General features: G+C 70.4%; 12 protein-coding genes and 4 tRNA genes. 8 read left to right on the top strand and 8 right to left on the bottom strand.

Annotated features, from left to right (window positions below):
• Positions 1 to 129 precede the first annotated feature (129 nt).
• The gene (purM, locus tag OG247_RS20680; RefSeq protein WP_327253639.1) at positions 130 to 1,200 is read left to right on the top strand and encodes a phosphoribosylformylglycinamidine cyclo-ligase; all 1,071 of its coding nucleotides are present in this window, start codon (positions 130 to 132) and stop codon (positions 1,198 to 1,200) included.
• A 157-nt stretch (positions 1,201 to 1,357) separates the two neighbouring features.
• Here purM and OG247_RS20675 read toward each other — a convergent pair whose 3' ends face one another.
• Together OG247_RS20675 and OG247_RS20670 are read right to left on the bottom strand one after the other, a co-directional pair.
• A complete protein-coding gene (locus OG247_RS20675; RefSeq protein WP_243341155.1) occupies positions 1,358 to 1,624 on the bottom strand; it encodes a DUF3073 domain-containing protein in 267 nt (88 codons plus the stop codon).
• Positions 1,625 to 1,924: 300 nt separating this feature from the next.
• The gene (locus OG247_RS20670) at positions 1,925 to 3,019 is read right to left on the bottom strand and encodes a Leu/Phe/Val dehydrogenase (RefSeq protein ID WP_327253638.1); all 1,095 of its coding nucleotides are present in this window, start codon (positions 3,017 to 3,019) and stop codon (positions 1,925 to 1,927) included.
• Positions 3,020 to 3,239: 220 nt separating this feature from the next.
• Here OG247_RS20670 and OG247_RS20665 point away from each other — a divergent pair, with 220 nt between their 5' ends.
• Positions 3,240 to 4,070 (top strand): hypothetical protein, encoded by an 831-nt coding sequence (locus OG247_RS20665; protein ID WP_327257561.1) that lies wholly within the window; start codon positions 3,240 to 3,242, stop codon positions 4,068 to 4,070.
• Between the two features lie 588 nt (positions 4,071 to 4,658).
• The gene (gene bldC, locus OG247_RS20660) at positions 4,659 to 4,865 is read left to right on the top strand and encodes a developmental transcriptional regulator BldC (RefSeq protein ID WP_003949541.1); all 207 of its coding nucleotides are present in this window, start codon (positions 4,659 to 4,661) and stop codon (positions 4,863 to 4,865) included.
• 698 nt (positions 4,866 to 5,563) lie between these two features.
• Here the strand turns inward: bldC and OG247_RS20655 are convergent.
• Positions 5,564 to 5,637, bottom strand: a tRNA-Asp gene (locus OG247_RS20655).
• 69 nt (positions 5,638 to 5,706) lie between these two features.
• A complete protein-coding gene (gene hrpA / locus OG247_RS20650) occupies positions 5,707 to 9,657 on the bottom strand; it encodes an ATP-dependent RNA helicase HrpA (protein WP_327253637.1) in 3,951 nt (1,316 codons plus the stop codon).
• A 193-nt stretch (positions 9,658 to 9,850) separates the two neighbouring features.
• Between hrpA and OG247_RS20645 the strand changes: the two genes are divergently transcribed.
• From OG247_RS20645 to OG247_RS20635, 3 genes are all read left to right on the top strand, one after another.
• Positions 9,851 to 10,336, top strand: coding sequence for a hypothetical protein (locus OG247_RS20645; protein ID WP_327253636.1), 486 nt, complete (start codon positions 9,851 to 9,853; stop codon positions 10,334 to 10,336).
• A gap of 71 nt (positions 10,337 to 10,407) precedes the next feature.
• Positions 10,408 to 11,166 (top strand): DsbA family protein, encoded by a 759-nt coding sequence (locus OG247_RS20640; protein WP_327253635.1) that lies wholly within the window; start codon positions 10,408 to 10,410, stop codon positions 11,164 to 11,166.
• On the top strand, positions 11,163 to 12,026 hold the full coding sequence (locus tag OG247_RS20635) for a cytochrome c biogenesis CcdA family protein (protein WP_327253634.1): 864 nt from the start codon (positions 11,163 to 11,165) through the stop codon (positions 12,024 to 12,026). Before OG247_RS20640 ends, OG247_RS20635 begins: the two co-directional genes overlap by 4 nt.
• A 42-nt stretch (positions 12,027 to 12,068) precedes the next feature.
• Here OG247_RS20635 and OG247_RS20630 read toward each other — a convergent pair.
• The 4 genes from OG247_RS20630 to OG247_RS20615 form a co-directional block, all read right to left on the bottom strand.
• Positions 12,069 to 12,145, bottom strand: a tRNA-Phe gene (locus OG247_RS20630).
• A gap of 22 nt (positions 12,146 to 12,167) precedes the next feature.
• A tRNA-Asp gene (locus OG247_RS20625) sits at positions 12,168 to 12,241 on the bottom strand.
• A 39-nt stretch (positions 12,242 to 12,280) separates the two neighbouring features.
• Positions 12,281 to 12,353: transfer RNA gene (locus tag OG247_RS20620), tRNA-Glu, on the bottom strand.
• 123 nt (positions 12,354 to 12,476) lie between these two features.
• On the bottom strand, positions 12,477 to 12,827 hold the full coding sequence (locus tag OG247_RS20615) for a metallopeptidase family protein (protein WP_327253633.1): 351 nt from the start codon (positions 12,825 to 12,827) through the stop codon (positions 12,477 to 12,479).
• 163 nt (positions 12,828 to 12,990) lie between these two features.
• Here OG247_RS20615 and OG247_RS20610 point away from each other — a divergent pair, with 163 nt between their 5' ends.
• Both OG247_RS20610 and OG247_RS20605 read left to right on the top strand, forming a co-directional pair.
• Positions 12,991 to 13,488 (top strand): FluC/FEX family fluoride channel, encoded by a 498-nt coding sequence (locus OG247_RS20610; protein ID WP_327257560.1) that lies wholly within the window; start codon positions 12,991 to 12,993, stop codon positions 13,486 to 13,488.
• Positions 13,485 to 13,859 (top strand): fluoride efflux transporter FluC, encoded by a 375-nt coding sequence (locus tag OG247_RS20605; protein WP_327253632.1) that lies wholly within the window; start codon positions 13,485 to 13,487, stop codon positions 13,857 to 13,859. The genes OG247_RS20610 and OG247_RS20605 overlap by 4 nt, the downstream gene beginning before the upstream one ends.
• Positions 13,860 to 13,866: the final 7 nt, after the last annotated feature.

Genomic DNA, 13,866 nt, shown 5'->3' with positions numbered 1-13,866 from the left:
CCACGAGCCCGCGGACCGGGGCCCCTCTCCTTCCCCCTCATCCTGCTCAACCTGCGCGGGGCCTTCTCTTTCAGGCTTTTCCAGGGCCTCGCACCACACGCAGCAACGACACGAAAGCTCTCTCCTGTCATGACAGAGAAGACCACCGGTGCCAGCTACGCAGCCGCGGGCGTGGACATCGACGCGGGAGACCGCGCCGTCGAGCTGATGAAGGAGTGGGTGAAGAAGACGCAGCGCCCCGAGGTCCTCGGCGGCCTCGGCGGTTTCGCCGGCCTCTTCGACGCCTCCGCCCTCAAGCGCTACGAGCGCCCCCTGCTCGCCTCCGCCACCGACGGCGTCGGCACCAAGGTGGACATCGCCCGCCGCATGGGCGTGTACGACACCATCGGCCACGACCTCGTGGCGATGGTCATGGACGACATCGTCGTCTGCGGCGCCGAGCCGCTCTTCATGACCGACTACATCTGCGTGGGCAAGGTCCACCCCGAGCGTGTCGCGGCCATCGTCAAGGGCATCGCCGAGGGCTGCGTCCTGGCCGGCTGCGCCCTGGTCGGCGGCGAGACCGCCGAACACCCCGGCCTGCTGGGTCCGGACGACTTCGACGTGGCGGGCGCCGGCACCGGCGTCGTGGAGTACGACCGTCTGCTGGGCGCCGATCGCATCCGTACGGGCGACGCCGTCATCGCGATGGCGTCCTCCGGTCTTCACTCGAACGGGTACTCGCTGGTGCGCCACGTCCTCTTCGACCGGGCCGGAATGGCCCTGGAGAGCCACGTCGAGGAGCTCGGCCGGACCCTCGGCGAGGAGCTGCTGGAGCCCACCAAGATCTACTCGCTGGACTGCATGGCCCTCACCCGTGCGGCCGACGTGCACGCCTACTCCCACATCACGGGCGGCGGCCTCGCGGCCAACCTCGCCCGGGTGATCCCGGACCACCTGCACGCCACGGTCGACCGCTCGACCTGGACCCCCGGTGCGATCTTCGACCTGGTCGGCAAGGCCGGGCAGGTGGAGCGCCTGGAGCTGGAGAAGACCCTGAACATGGGCGTCGGCATGATGGCCGTGGTCCCGCAGGAGTCGGTGGACGTGGCCCTGACCGCCCTGTCCGACCGGGGCGTCGAAGCCTGGGTAGCGGGAGAGATCCTGGACCGCGGCGACCTCACCGAGGGCGCGACGATGACCGGCGACTACGCGAGCTGACGGGTGCGGCTGGTGGGAGCAAGGCTCCCACCAGCGCGAACAGCACGGAAACCCGGCCCGGGGCGATGCCCTGGACCGGGTTTCCGTGCATGTGAAGCTGTGTGCCGCTGCTGAGGATGAGGATCAGCGCACCGCGTGTCCGACGCCGAGTGGCGCGTCAAGCACCGCGACGGTAGACGGACGGACCGGACTCTTCGTCCTCGTCCTCGTCATCGCTGTTGTAGCGCTCCGCGTACTTGGCGTACGGGTCGTCCTCGTCATCATCATCAAGCTCGTCATCGACGACCGGCTCGCTGACAGGCAGCGGTTCCGTGTGCGATGCGCCCAGCTCATTGGCCAGACGCGACAAGTCAGTCCCGCCGCTGCTGTACTTCAGCTGGCGGGCGACCTTCGTCTGCTTGGCCTTTGCCCGGCCGCGCCCCATGGCTCGACCCCCTCGGTGACGGGGCTCGACGGCCCCAGAGTCTGACACGCGTTCATGGTTCGGAGCGGGCTCTCCGTGGAGAGACCGTCCGTAGGGGTTTAACGGTACCTGCTTCCGCGGCCATACGGTACGCCGCCCGCATGACGCGCCCCGGTGCAGTACCAGCAAGGCGCCCCGTCCTCGCTGGTCAGCTGCGATTTTAGCCGTTTCCTGACGGACGACCCGCCGAAGCGCAGTGAGTTCCGTCTCGCTGCGCCCCGACGGGCCGCCCCAGAGGCCCCGAAAGGCCCCGTGAGTGGATCAGGCCGTGTGCGCGGCGCGGGCGTCCGCCATCCGCTGCTCGGCGATGCGGTCGGCCGCCGCGGCCGGCGGAATCCCATCCGCCTTCGCACGTGCGAAGATCTCCAGCGTGGTGTCGAAGATCTTCGCGGCCTTGGCCTTGCAGCGGTCGAAGTCGAAGCCGCGCAGCTCGTCGGCGACCTGGATGACCCCGCCCGCGTTGACCACGTAGTCCGGCGCGTAGAGGATCCCGCGGTCCGCGAGGTCCTTCTCGATGCCGGGGTGGGCGAGCTGGTTGTTCGCCGCACCGCAGACGATCTTGGCGGTGAGGGCGGGCACCGAGTCGTCGTTCAGGGCCCCGCCGAGCGCGCAGGGGGCGTAGATGTCCAGGCCCTCCACGCGGATCAGCGCCTCGGTGTCGGCGACGGCGGTCACCTTGCCGGGGTGCTTGTCGAGGATGCGCTCGACGGACTCGGTGCGGACGTCCGTGATGACGACCTCGGCGCCGTCCTCCAGCAGGTGCTCGACCAGGTGGTGGCCGACCTTGCCGACGCCCGCGACGCCCACCTTGCGGCCGCGCAGGGTCGGGTCGCCCCACAGGTGCTGGGCGCTGGCGCGCATGCCCTGGAAGACGCCGAAGGCGGTGAGGACCGAGGAGTCGCCGGCGCCGCCGTTCTCGGGGGAGCGGCCGGTCGCCCAGCGGGTCTCGCGGGCCACGACGTCCATGTCGGCCACGTAGGTGCCGACGTCGCAGGCGGTCACGTAGCGGCCGCCGAGGGACTCCACGAACCGGCCGTAGGCCAGCAGCAGCTCCTCGGACTTCAGGACGTCCGGGTCGCCGATGATGACGGCCTTGCCGCCGCCGAGGTCGAGCCCGGCGAGCGCGTTCTTGTACGACATGCCGCGCGAGAGGTTCAGCGCGTCGAGGACGGCCTCCTCGTCCGAGGCGTACGCGTGGAACCGCGTACCGCCGAGGGCCGGGCCCAGGGCGGTGGAGTGGATCGCGATGACGGCCTTCAGGCCGGAGGCTCGGTCCTGGCACAGCACGACTTGCTCGTGGCCGCCCTGTTCACTGCGGAACAGGGTGTGCAGGACGCCGTCGGTCATTTCGGTCACGGTGGTGACTCCCATGGAAGAGATGCGGCGGGAAAGACGCCCGCCCTGCGGGTGGGGGAGGGCGTGCTGGGAGCAGCGTAAGACCTCGGGGGCCCGGCGATCCTCCCCGTCCGGAGATCGGGACACTCAAGGGTGGGAGGCGGGCGGGCGACCGCGCGCCGGAGTAGCGCCGGGCGGGGCGGGGGAGTACGAGAGCGTGAGCGAATCCACCGATCCCAGGCTGCCGTCCGCCCGCTCGGCCCCCGTCGTCCCCTACGCCTCCTACCTGCGCGTCTACGAGCCGCTGACGGCCTTCCCGGAGCCCGAGCGCGCCCACTGGGCCGACTACGCCCGGCGCGGGGCCACCCCGACGGCCCAGGACGAACTGCGACGGTCGCTCGTGGACTTGGTGCGGGTGCCCGTGGTCGGGGTCCCGGCGCACGAGAGCGCGGACGCCTTCACCGCCGAGGTCGACGGGGTCCTGCTGGTCTGCCCCTGGCGGACGAGGCTGCGGGGCTGGCTCGCGCTCCAGGAACTGCAGGCCGAGTTCCCGCTGCCGGTACTCGACGCCGCCCTGCCCGCGGCCGCCCGCCGCCGCGCGACCGAGGACTACGAGCTCTGGCGCGTGCGCAATCCCGACGCGCGGCCGTGGATCCGCACGGGGGTCTGGCAGGTGCCGCTGCGCTGGTTCGTGCTGGTGTCCGACGAGGAGCGGGAGTACGTGCCGGGCGAGGGGCTGCGCTACCGGACGCCGATGGTGCAGGCCCGGCGCCGGCTCGCGCGGGGGCTGCGGACCCTGCGGGAGGCGGAGGGGTACGGGATGCTCGCCGAGGGGCTGGTGGAGGTCGGCAGCTGGCTGGAGGAGTTCCACCCCCGCTCGATGGTGGAGCTCGACTACGGCGGGCTGCTGCACGCCCTGCCGGCGGACCGGCTGGAGGCCGACCACTCGGCGGCGGACCTGGCGGCGGGGCTCGCGGCCCTGCGGGCCGGGGACCGGGACGGGGCGGGGCGGACTTACGGGGCCCTGGCGGAGCGGTGGCGGGCGGTCCGGGAGAGACTCTTCGCCAACTGAGTCGTTCGGTTCCGGATCCGGCCGGAGTGACCTGCGCGACCCCGCTAGCGACTCCGGGCGCGGTTGTCCATCCGGCGATCGGCCGAGCTCGGAAGAGAACGGCCAGCTCAAGGCCGTGATGCCCTCTTTTGGGTCTTTGTTCCGGGACCTACGTCCCGATACGGGCCATTGGCCCAAGCGTGACGGACCGCACTTTCTACACCCTTGCGCCCTTCCCCTACCCTCGTGCCAAAATAGGACAAGGAGTCCGGGGAGGGTTCCTTCCGTCCAACTAAGGGCGGAATGCTCGGTATTGCACTCTACGGGGGGTCTGACGACTCCTGATCGCTCTGTGACTGATCGTCACAGTGGGGTGACTGTCCGTTATGGGACGGTCCATCGGCTTCCGCCGCTGATGAACACCTCGGAGGGCAATTCCATCGGTTTGGCCGTCGAGGCTGGACGGATGGTGTAGTTGTAGTGCCGAGGACAAGCCGTTCGTCCTATAACCGACTCGGCCCGCGTATGTCCATTTCGGGCAACGTGGGCCAAGGTGCAGAATTTAGAGGAAAGAACCGAGATGGTTCGGTTCTCCCGAGGAGGCCGCTCATGACCGCTCGCACCCCTGATGCCGAGCCGCTGCTGACCCCGGCTGAGGTTGCCACGATGTTCCGCGTGGACCCGAAGACGGTCACCCGTTGGGCCAAGGCTGGCAAGCTCACGTCCATCCGCACCCTGGGTGGACACCGCCGCTACCGCGAGGCTGAGGTCCGCGCACTGCTTGCGGGAATTCCGCAGCAGCGCAGCGAGGCCTGAGGTTCCGCAGCACCACTTATTGCCGGGTCGATATCGGGTCCCCCAATCCGATGAGACCCACAGAGCTTTGAAACGACCGGACCTGCCCCAACAGGTTCATCAGTCGTTCGATCGCGCTGGACTCCGCCGGGTCCAGCGCGATCTTTTTTATGCCCTGGTCAGGGGGTTATCGAGCTGGTGTGCGGAGCCGGCCGGGGTGGGTGCAATGGCACATATAAAATCGAGCGGGCGTATGAGTCCGATAAAAGCGTGCGTCTCAAAAACACATGGGGTGACTCCCGTCACAGATGATCACTCTTGTGGTTCAGGCGATGCACCCCGTAAAGGGATGTGCCGCGCAGAGCGCATCATCCGAACGGGCGATTTCGCGGCCGCGATGGGGTGACGGGGCCGGAGGGGGTGCGGGCGGCGGCCGGGAGGTGGCGGTTCGGGGCGGCCCCGACTTCTCGGCCGGCCCCGCGCGGGGCTCCAGGGGGCCCTCAGCGTGCCGTGGAGGGCCTGGTGGGGGTTCTGGGAGTGGCTGGGCCCAATCGGTGCCGTGAGGCGGGCTGGTGGGCCGTCCGGCCCAACGGGACCGTGCCGTGGCCGACGCGCCGGACGGCGGCTCGGGCCGTACGTCGCCCCGCACTTCGGTGCCGTCGTGCCCCGGAAACGCGTCAGGGCCCGCATCCCTGAGGATGCGGGCCCTGACGATCTTGCGAACCTGACGGGACTTGAACCCGCGACCTCCACCTTGACAGGGTGGCGAGCTAACCAACTGCTCCACAGGTCCTTGATTTGCGGCCGCTGGGCGGCTGCGAATCAGACTGTACCGCAGCTCAGGGGGTGCAGTCGAACTCGATCACCGAGCGGGTCCCGGGGCCGCCGCGTCCACCGCCTTCACGATGCGTTTGTCGGAGATCGGATAGGCCGTTCCGAGCGCGTGCGCGAAGTAGCTGACCCGCAGTTCCTCGATCATCCAGCGGATCTCGGTGACCTCCGCCGGGACGGGCCTGCCCTTCGGCAACTGCTCCAGCAGCCACAGGTACTCGTCCCGCATCTCGTGGACCTTCTCCATGCGCGTGGTGTCGCGCTGGACGCCCGTGGGCATCTGCTGGAGCCGCCGGTCGATGGCCACCAGGTAGCGCATCAGGTCCGGCAGCCGGCGCAGTCCGGTCAGCGTGACGAAGCCGGCCGGCATGAGCGCCGCGAGCTGCGTCTTGACGTCCTGGACGTTGGCCACCAGGGCGAGGCTGGCCGTGGTCTTCAGGCGGCGCTCACAGGCCTGCCAGGCGGCCAGCACCTGCTGCACCTGCGTGATCGTCCGTACGGTCGTGTCCACCAGGTCGGTCCGCACGGCCTCGTAGAGCTTGCGGAAGCCCGCCTCGTCCCATGCCGGGCCGCCGTGCCGTGCGATCAGGTGGTCGGCCGCCGCGGTCGCGCAGTCGTCGAACAGCGCCTGGATGGAGCCGTGCGGATTGCGCGACAGGGCCAGCTTCTGCTGGTTGCTCAGGTGGTCCGAGGCGAACTTCGCCGGGTTCACCGTGATGTTGAGCAGGATCAGGCGCCGGGTGCCGAGCCGCATCGCCTGCTGCTGCTCGGCCTCGGTGTCGAAGAGGCGTACGGAGACGCTCGTACGGGCGTCCACGAGCGCCGGGTACGCCTTCACCGGCTGGCCGGCCCGGCGGGTCTCGAAGACCTTGGTCAGCGTGCCGATCGTCCAGTCCGACAGCCCCGTCTTCTCCACCGACTCCCCGCCCTCCCGCTCGGCGGTGGCCGCGGCGGCCTGCGAGAGGGCCTGGCGGGCCTTGGGCTTGAGCTGGAGCCGCAGGGCCTCCAGGTCCTTGGCCTCGGCGAGGTTCTTGCGGCGCTCGTCGACGATCCGGAAGGTGATCTTCAGGTGGTCGGGGATCCGGGTCAGGTCGAAGTCCTCGGCGCTGACCGGGACCCCGACCATCCGCTGGAGCTCCCGGGCCAGCGTCACGTGCAGGGGCTCCTGCAGCGGGTGCGAGGTGGCCAGGAAGCGGGTCGCGAAGTTCGGCGCGGGCACGTAGTGCCGGCGGATCGGCTTCGGGAGGGACCGGATCAGCTCCGTGACCACCTCCTCGCGCAGACCCGGGATCTGCCAGTCGAAGCCCTCGTCCGTGACCTGGTTCAGCACCTGGAGCGGGATGTGGACGGTCACGCCGTCCGCGTCCGCGCCCGGCTCGAACTGGTAGGTCACCCGGAACTTCAGCCGGCCCTGCATCCAGGAGTCCGGATAGTCGGCCTTGGTGACCCCGGCCGCCTTCTCCGTCAGGAGCATCTCGCGCTCGAAGTCGAGCAGTTCGGGCTCGTCGCGCTTCTTGTGCTTCCACCAGGAGTCGAAGTGCGCCCCGGAGACCACGTGTTCGGGGATCCGCTGGTCGTAGAAGTCGAAGAGCGTCTCGTCGTCGACCACGATGTCGCGGCGCCGGGCCCGGTTCTCCAGCTCCTCCACCTCGGTGAGGAGCTTGCGGTTGTCGGCGTAGAACTTGTGGTGGGTCCGCCAGTCACCCTCGACCAGGGCGTTGCGAATGAACAGGTCGCGCGAGACCTCGGCGTCGATCCGGCCGTAGTTGATCTTCCGCTGCGCGACGATCGGCACGCCGTACAGCGTGACCTTCTCGAAGGCCATCACCGCCGCCTGGTCCTTCTCCCAGTGCGGCTCGCTGTACGTGCGCTTGATCAGGTGTTGGGCGAGCGGCTCCACCCACTCGGGCTCGACCTTGGCGTTCACCCGGGCCCACAGCCGCGAGGTCTCCACCAGCTCGGCCGACATCAGGAACTTCGGCTGCTTCTTGAACAGCGAGGAACCGGGGAAGATCGCGAACTTGGCGGACCGGGCCCCCAGGTACTCGTTCTTGTCGGTGTCCTTCAGCCCGATGTGCGACAGCAGACCGGCGAGCAGCGAGATGTGCACGCTCGTCTCCGGGGCATCGGCCTCGTTGACGTGGATGCCCATGGTCTTGGCGACCGTACGCAGCTGCGAATAGATGTCCTGCCATTCGCGGATCCGCAGGAAGTTCAGGTACTCCTGCTTGCACATCCGGCGGAAGGAGGAGGAGCCGCGCTCCTTCTGCTGCTCCCGGACGTAGCGCCACATGTTCAGGAAGGAGAGGAAGTCGCTCGTCTCGTCCTTGAACCGGGCGTGGTTCTGGTCGGCCTGCGTCTGCTTGTCCGAGGGCCGCTCGCGCGGGTCCTGGATGGACAGGGCCGCCGCGATGACCATGACCTCGCGGACGCAGTTGTTCTTGTCCGCCTCCACCACCATGCGGGCGAGCCGCGGGTCCACGGGCAGCTGGGAGAGCTGGCGGCCCATCGGGGTGAGCCGCTTCTGGCCACCCTCCTTGGACGCGGCCTTCTCGTCCGGGTCGAGCGCGCCGAGCTCCTGGAGGAGCTGCACGCCGTCGCGGATGTTGCGGTGGTCCGGCGGGTCGATGAAGGGGAACTTCTCGATCTCGCCGAGGCCGGCCGCGGTCATCTGGAGGATGACGGAGGCGAGGTTGGTGCGCAGGATCTCGGCGTCCGTGAACTCCGGACGGGTCAGGAAGTCGTCCTCCGAGTACAGCCGGATGCAGATGCCGTCCGAGGTACGGCCGCAGCGGCCCTTGCGCTGGTTGGCGCTGGCCTGCGAGATCCGCTCGATGGGCAGCCGCTGGACCTTGGTGCGGTGGCTGTAGCGGGAGATGCGGGCGCTGCCCGGGTCGATCACGTACTTGATGCCCGGGACGGTCAGCGAGGTCTCGGCGACGTTGGTCGCCAGGACGATCCTGCGCCCGGTGTGCTGCTGGAAGACGCGGTGCTGCTCGGCGTGCGAGAGGCGCGCGTAGAGGGGGAGGACCTCGGTCAGGCGGAGCTTGCGCTTCTCCAGCGCGTCCGCGGTGTCGCGGATCTCGCGCTCGCCGGAGAGGAAGACCAGGATGTCGCCCGGCCCCTCCGCCTGGAGCTCGTCCACGGCCTCGCAGATCGCGGTGATCTGGTCGCGGTCGCTGTCCTCGGAATCGTCTTCCAGGAGCGGCCGGTAGCGGACCTCCACCGGATACGTGCGCCCACTGACCTCGACGATCGGGGCCTCGCCGAAGTGCCGGGAGAAGCGCTCCGGGTCGATGGTCGCCGAGGTGATGATCACCTTGAGGTCGGGCCGCTTGGGCAGCAGCGTGGCGAGGTAGCCGAGCAGGAAGTCGATGTTCAGCGACCGCTCGTGGGCCTCGTCGATGATGATCGTGTCGTACGCGCGCAGCTCGCGGTCCGTCTGGATCTCGGCGAGCAGGATGCCGTCCGTCATCAGCTTCACGAAGGTCGCGTCCTGGTCCACCTGGTCGGTGAACCGGACCTTCCAGCCGACGGTCTGGCCGATCTCGGACTTCAGTTCCTCCGCGATGCGTTCCGCGACCGTGCGGGCCGCGATCCGGCGGGGCTGGGTGTGCCCGATCATGCCCCGGACCCCGCGCCCCAGCTCCATGCAGATCTTGGGGATCTGTGTGGTCTTGCCGGAGCCGGTCTCGCCCGCGACGATCACGACCTGGTGGTCGCGTATCGCCTCGGCGATCTCGTCCTTCTTCTGGCTGACGGGAAGGTTCTCGGGATACGTGACCTCGGGCTTCCGCGAGGCGCGCCCGGCCAGTCGCACGGCGGCCTTTTCGGCCTCCGCACGGATCTCGTCGAGTACGGCCTGCTTGGCCTCGGGCTTGCGGATGCGGCGGGCGCCTTCGAGGCGGCGGCCGAGGCGGTGCGCGTCACGGAGGGAGATCTCACCGAGAAGCGTCTGCAGGGCGGCGAAGGAAGTAGACATACCTGGTCGAGGATCTCACCCGTAGGTGCCGGGTGGCGAACGCATTTGTGGGGCCGACCCGTACCATTTCGGGACGAGTCCGCCGAGCGTTACCCCGATGTGTCCCCCTGACGTGTTCCCAGCGACGTCCAGTCGACGTCCCGTCGCTGTCCCGTCGATGTCCCAGCGATGTCCCAGCGAGAGGCCGCCCACGATGTCCCGCAACCGCCGCCTCCGGTGCGTGTTCGCGGTGCTGCTGGGCTGGGCCCTGCTGGCCGGGACCTTCCAGGCGGCGCCGGCCGCGCCGGCACCGGCGGCCCCGGTGATCTTGGTGGCCTCGGCTGTCCCGGACATCCCCGTGGCCCCGGCCATCCCTGTCGGCGAGGTTCCCGCAGCCTCCGGGCAGGTGGCCGTGCGGGCCTCGGCCCCCGCGGAGCCGGGCTCCTCCGTTCCCGTCGCGGTCTTCTCCGCCTCCGCCTCCGCCGAGCCGGCCGGGCCCGCCTGCGCCCCGGGGCCCCCCGGGCGGGACGGCGTACCCGCCCTGCCGGCGCGGGCCCGGTCCGACCAGGCCCCGGCCCCGCCCGCACGGCCCGGGCCCGAGGTGGTGGTCCCGTCGCGGGCGATACCCGTACGGGTCCTCGTACGCGGGCCCGGCCAGTCGGCGCCGTCCCCGCTGGAGCTGTCCGTGATGCGGGTCTAGGAAGACCGGCCGCACCAGCCGCCCGGTCCCGCCTCGTCCCGCACCCCTCCGCACAGCTCTGGAGCACCCGCATGTCCCCTTCCCCTTCCTCCTCCCCTTCTTCCTCTTCCTCCCGCAAGCCCCTGCTGATCTCCGCCGGGGTCGCCCTCGCCGCCGTCACCCTCGGCCTCGTCTCCTGGCAGGCCACCAAGCCGGACGACGGCGCCGCCGGTGCCGCCCGGTCGTCCGCGGCTTCCGCTCCCGAGGCCGGATCCGCCAAGGACCCCGCCGCGCAGCTCAAGGCCCTGGCCCGCCGCGAGCCCGGGGACAAGCTCGCCGCCGGCCGCGCCGACGCTCCCGTCGTCCTGATCGAGTACTCCGACTTCAAGTGCGGCTACTGCGGAAAGTTCGCCCGCGACACCGAGCCCGCGCTGATGAAGAAGTACGTGGAGGACGGCACCCTGCGCATCGAGTGGCGCAACTTCCCGATCTTCGGCGCCGACTCCGAGGCCGCCGCCAAGGCCGCCTGGGCGGCGGGGCAGCAGGACCGCTTCGCACAGTTCCACGCGGCCGCGTACGCCGAGGGCGCCAAGGAGAAGGGCTTCGGCGCGGAGCGGCTGACCGAGCTGGCGCGCGAGGCGGGGGTCCCGGACCTGGAGCGCTTCACGAAGGACATGGCAGGGGAGCAGGCCGCCGCCGCTCTGGAGAAGGACCGGGAGGAGGGGTACCGCATCGGCGTCACCTCCACCCCGTCCTTCCTGATCAACGGGCAGCCCATCGCCGGAGCCCAGCCCCCGGCGGCCTTCGAGGCCGCCATCGCCAAGGCCAAGGCGCAGGCGGCCGCGAAGTGACCGACGTCGGATACCTGGCCGCCCTGCTCGGCGGCCTCCTCGCGCTGCTCAGCCCGTGCAGCGCGCTGCTCCTGCCCGCCTTCTTCGCGTACTCCATCGACTCCACGTCCAGACTGCTGGCGCGCACCGGGATCTTCTACGCGGGCCTCGCGAGCACCCTCGTACCGCTGGGGGCCGCGGGTTCGTACGCCGGGCGGTTCTTCCACGGCAACCGCGAGGCCCTCGTGCTGTTCGGCGGCTGGCTGATCATCGGACTCGGCCTCGCCCAGATCCTGGGCCTGGGCTTCGCCCCGAAGCGGATCGCGGAGCTGTCGGGGAGGATCCGGCCGACCACCGCCCTGTCGGTGTACGCGCTGGGCGCGGTCTACGGGCTGGCCGGCTTCTGCGCCGGGCCCATCCTCGGCAGCGTCCTGACGGTGGCGGCGGTCAGCGGCAGCCCGGTCTACGGAGGCCTGCTGCTGGCGGTGTACGCACTGGGCATGGCCGTACCGCTGTTCGTGCTGGCACTGCTCTGGGAGCGCTTCGACCTGGGCCGCCGGCGCTGGCTGCGCGGCCGCGCCTTCTCGGTCGGCCGCTTCGAGCTGCACACGACCTCGCTCGCCTCGGGCCTGTTCTTCATCCTGCTCGGCGGGCTGTTCCTGGCCTACGACGGGGCGAGCGCCCTGCCGGGGCTGCTGGACGTGGACGATTCCTTCGCGGTGGAGCAGTGGGTGCAGGCCGTGGCGGACGCGGTCCCGGACCAGGCGCTGCTCGGGCTGGTGGCCCTGGCGGCCGCGGGCGTGGGTCTGGCGCAGTGGCGCCGACGGGCGCGGGCGGCGGCAGCCGGCACGAGCGCGGGCACGGGCACGGAAGGGGAATGACGAAGAAGGCCCCGTCCGATGGACGGGGCCTTCTTGATTCTCTGGTGGCTGGGGCCGGGGTCGAACCGGCGACCTATCGCTTTTCAGGCGATCGCTCGTACCAACTGAGCTACCCAGCCACGAAACCGTTTCCGGCTTCAGCGAACCTGACGGGACTTGAACCCGCGACCTCCACCTTGACAGGGTGGCGAGCTAACCAACTGCTCCACAGGTCCTTGCAATGTGCGAGCACAAGTCTCGCACACGGTAATGCGTACCCCCAACGGGATTCGAACCCGTGCTACCGCCTTGAAAGGGCGGCGTCCTGGGCCACTAGACGATGAGGGCTAAAGGCCCGCCGGGCACTTTCCAGCGCGTCGGGGACGTGAGAAGCATATGGGATCCCGGCGGCGATCGCCAAAACGGTTTCGGCGGGCGGGTCCGCGGGGGGCCGGAGGCGGGTCCCGGGGGTCAGCCCCAGCCGAGTTCGTGGAGCCGCTCGTCCTCGATGCCGAAGTGGTGGGCGATCTCGTGGACCACCGTCACGGCGACCTCGTGGACCACTTCCTCCGTGCTCTCGCACATCCGCAGGGTCGGCCCCATGTAGATCGAGATCCGGTCGGGCAGGACCCCGGCGTACCACTCGCCGCGCTCCGTGAGCGGGGTCCCCTCGTAGAGGCCGAGCAGTTCGGGGTCGTCGGAAGCGGGCTCGTCCTCCACGAAGACGGCCACGTTGTCCATGACCCGGGTCAGCTCCTCGGGGATCGAGTCCAGCGCTTCGGCCACCAGCTCTTCGAACGCGTCACGCGTCATCTCCAGCACGGGGCCCATTCTCCCGTGCCGGGGTCCGATTGCGGCGGATCGGTTCCCCGGCTTTCCCCGGCTTTCCCCCGGCGCGGGTCCGGCTCGGGTCCGGCTCGGTTCCGGCGGGCCGGGACCCGCCGCGCGAGAATGGCCCGGTGGCGACATGCGAAGCACAGTGCGGATGACCCGGCCGGCACAGGGGCCGGAGGCCATCGACCCGGACGTCGACCTGCACGTGCCGCAGCAGCGCGCCGAACCGCAGGGCCGGGTGCTCGCGGCCGTGGCGGCGGGCGGCGCCGTGGGAGGCGCGGCGCGGTACGCGGTCGGGCTGCTGTGGCCGGCGGCGCCCGGGGCCTTCCCGTGGGGGACCTTCTGGATCAACGTGGCGGGCTGCGCGCTCATCGGCGTCCTCATGGTGCTGATCAGCGAGGGCGGCCGGTCGGCGCATCCCCTCGTACGGCCCTTCCTCGGGGTCGGGGTGCTCGGCGGGTTCACCACCTTCTCCGCCTACGCCGTGGACTTCGCGCGGCTGCTCGACGCCGGTGAGGCCGGCACCGCGCTGGCGTACGCCGGGCTCACGGTGGCCGGGGCGCTGGGCGCGGTGTGGGCGGCGGCCGTGATCACCCGGCGCGCGGTCGGCGACGGCCCGGGCCGGGAGCGGGCGGTGGGGCAGGGATGAACTGGCTGATCGTCATGGTGGGCGCGGCCGTCGGGGCGCCCCTGCGCTACCTGACCGACCGGGCGGTGCAGGCGCGGCACGACTCGGTCTTCCCCTGGGGGACCTTCGTGGTGAACGCGGCCGCCTCCCTGATGCTGGGAGCGCTGACCGGGGCGGTGCTCGACGGGGCCGCCTCCTCACGGCTGAACCTGCTGCTCGGTACGGGGCTGTGCGGGGCGCTGAGCACCTACTCGACGTTCTCCTACGAGACGCTGCGCCTTGCCGAGCGGGGCTGGACGTTCCTGGCGGTGGCCAATGTGGGGGCCTCGGTGCTGGTCGGGCTGGGTGGGGTCACGCTCGGCCACCAGGTGGCGGGGCAACTGTTCGCCTGAGGGATTG

Origin of the sequence: Streptomyces sp. NBC_01244 (assembly GCF_035987325.1) — a bacterium.
In the GTDB taxonomy this organism is placed as follows: Bacteria; Actinomycetota; Actinomycetes; order Streptomycetales; family Streptomycetaceae; genus Streptomyces.
The sequence above is the reverse complement of the archived record's forward strand: the minus strand, read 5'-3'. Positions and strand labels throughout refer to the sequence as shown.